This is a genomic window from Flavobacterium sp. JAS (assembly GCF_020991455.1).
Lineage (GTDB): Bacteria > Bacteroidota > Bacteroidia > Flavobacteriales > Flavobacteriaceae > Flavobacterium.
Window position 1 is genome coordinate 1 of sequence record NZ_JAJMOX010000031.1, and the last position, 2,953, is coordinate 2,953.

The 2,953-nt window shown below is 37.0% G+C and carries 2 protein-coding genes; both read left to right on the forward strand.

The genetic code is table 11. The features are described 5' to 3' along the window. The coding region (locus LPB88_RS23570; RefSeq protein WP_230718223.1) for a condensation domain-containing protein at positions 1-2,300 on the forward strand (2,300 nt) is incomplete at its 5' end. Continuing rightward, positions 2,300-2,953: AMP-binding protein (locus LPB88_RS23575; protein WP_230718225.1), on the forward strand; the 654-nt coding region annotated here is incomplete at its 3' end. The genes LPB88_RS23570 and LPB88_RS23575, both read left to right, overlap by 1 nt.

A 2,953-nucleotide genomic window follows, 5' to 3' on the forward strand; every position in this document is an offset into this window, starting at 1 on the left:
GGTTGAAGAAAATTATTGTTGGAGGTGAATCTTTGCTTAGCCGACAAGTAGACGAAATCCTAAAAGCAAACAGTGAATTGACGATTTATAATGAATATGGCCCAACGGAGAGCACCGTTGGTTGTATGGTAAAAGTAATTTCCAGGGATAGTCCCATAACCATTGGTCAGCCTATTTCGAACACTCAGATTTACATATTAGATGATTGTTTAAATCTTTTGCCAATAGGAGTTACCGGCAAGCTTTATATATCCGGTTCGGGCGTAGGAAGAGGTTATCTGAATAAGGCCGAACTGACCCAGGAGAAATTTATCGAAAATCCTTTTATCAAAGGAGAAAAAATGTATGACACGGGTGATCTTGGCCGCTGGCTTTCTGACGGTAACCTTGAGTTTATAGGCAGAAAGGACCATCAGGTTAAGATTCGTGGTTTCCGTATTGAACTTGGCGAGATAGAGAATGCGATTTTGCAGTATTCTGAGAATTTAAAACAAGTGGTCGTAGAGGCAAAAGAATCCAATCAGGAGAAAGTACTGATTGCTTATTTTACAACTGACGGCAGTATTGATAAATCAGAATTAAGGGATTTTCTACAGGAGCGACTTCCGGATTATATGGTTCCGGGCTTTTATATCGAACTGGAGGAGTTACCTCTTACCCCAAATGGAAAGATCAACCGTAAAGCCTTGCCAGGAGTAGACGGAGAAGATCTTATACGAGGAGAATATGTGGCTCCCCGAAATGAAACTGAGCAAAAGCTTGTTGCCATATGGCAGGAGGTACTTGGAATTGAAAAAGTAGGAGTAACAGATAGCTTTTTTGAATTAGGAGGACATAGTTTATCTGTAGCTCAGGTAATTAACCGAACCCATAAACAATTTGGAAAAACAATTACTATTAAATTGTTTTTTGAAAGCCCAACCATTGAAGAATTGAGTAAGGAGCTGCAGGAGAGTGAATATATCGCAATCCCGAAGGCACCTGAAAGCGAGTCTTATCCCTTAACGTCCGCTCAAAGACGATTATGGTTAATGAGCCAGTTAGAAGGCGGTTCATTGGCGTATAATATGCCCGGAGCAGTTACGCTAAAAGGAAATATAGAGATCAATAAATTCGAAGAATCGTTTAGATTGTTACTGCAGCGTCATGAAATACTTCGAACGTATTTCAAAGCAGATAATCAGGGTGATATCAGACAATATATTATCCCAGGCGAACAATTAGATTTTAAGATAGCCAGTGAAGACTTCAGTTTTGCGGAAAACCAGCAAGAGGCTATTGCGGAGTATATAGAAAAAAGAAATCATGAGATCTTTGATTTAGAACAGGCGCCTCTTATAAGAGCTTCGCTTCTTAAGGTAAAAGAGCAGGAGTACGTTTTCTTTTTATCAATGCATCATATCATTGGAGACGGCTGGTCTATGGAACTTCTGGTATCTGAAGTTGTAGAAGCCTATAACAGATTAATACAAGGTAAAAAAGTTGATTTTCCGGAATTGGGCATTCAATATAAAGATTATGCTGTTTGGCTCAATGGAGCATTACAGCAAGCCAAAGATCAGGCTTCAGAAGCTTATTGGTTAAATCAATTTGAGGGAGAATTACCTGTTTTGGACCTTCCGAGTTTTAAGACACGTCCTTTGGTTCAGACCTATAATGGGGCTAATATCAGCCATCATTTTTCGCAAACATTTTTAGATCAGCTAAAAGCATTTTCAAAAGCGCAGGATGTTACGCTGTTTATGACACTTATGGCGGGAATCAATACTTTATTGCATAAGTATTCAGGTCAGAATGACATTATAGTAGGGACACCAATAGCGGGCAGGGAACATCCTGATTTAGAGAATCAGCTGGGTTTATATTTAAATACACTTGCTATCCGTACGAGATTTGAGCAAGGAGGCAGTTTTTTAGATTTGGTATCTGCCCAGAAAAATACCCTTTTGGGAGCTTATGAACATCAGAGTTATCCATTTGATGCCTTAGTAGGGAAACTGAATCTGCAAAGAGATCCAAGCCGTTCTGCATTATTTGATGTTTTGGTTGTTTTACAAAATCAGGGACAATTGAATAATCTAAAAGGCGAAGAACTCAGAGATCTAGAGATGGAGCCTTATGAGTTTTCTAATGCAACAGCTCAGTTTGATATTAGTTTTACTTTCGTCGAATCAGAAGGATTGAGTTTGATGATTTCTTATAATACAGATATCTATGATGAGTATCTGATAGAGAGAATGTTTACCCATTTTGAGAATTTACTAACACAATTGCTGAAACAACCAGAAAATATTATATAATGATAGATTTTTTAACTGAACAAGAAAAATACCAACTTTTAGTAGAATTCAACGATACAAATGCAGAGTATCCAAAAGACAAGACCATCATAGATTTATTTGAAGAACAGGTTAGAAAAACACCAAATAATATTGCCGTTGTTTTTGAAGAAACAAAACTGACGTATCAGGAACTTAACGAAAAATCCAATCAACTGGCTTTTTATATTTCATCCAGATACATTATCAATAAAGAAGACATCATAGGGATATTTTTACCTAAATCCAATTCAAGTATTATTGCTCTATTGGCGATTTTAAAACTGGGAGCAGTTTATTTACCAATAGACACCCATTATCCGCAGGAAAGAATTGATTTTTTAATTCAGGACAGCGGTTTAAAATTATTGATTGCAGATGATTCTGAGTTACAAATTGATAATTGTGATATAATAAATATTAAGACAGCAAGTTTAGAGGATTGTAGTAGTGAAAACATTAATATAAAGTTTTCTTCTCGTAATCTGGCCTATATCATTTATACTTCAGGTTCCACAGGACAGCCCAAAGGCGTTATGGTAGAGCATAGCAGTAATGTCAACATGTCTTTAGATCAGATTAAATCCTTTGGTATTACCCAAAAGGACAAAGTAGTCTGGTTTGCTTCTGTAGCT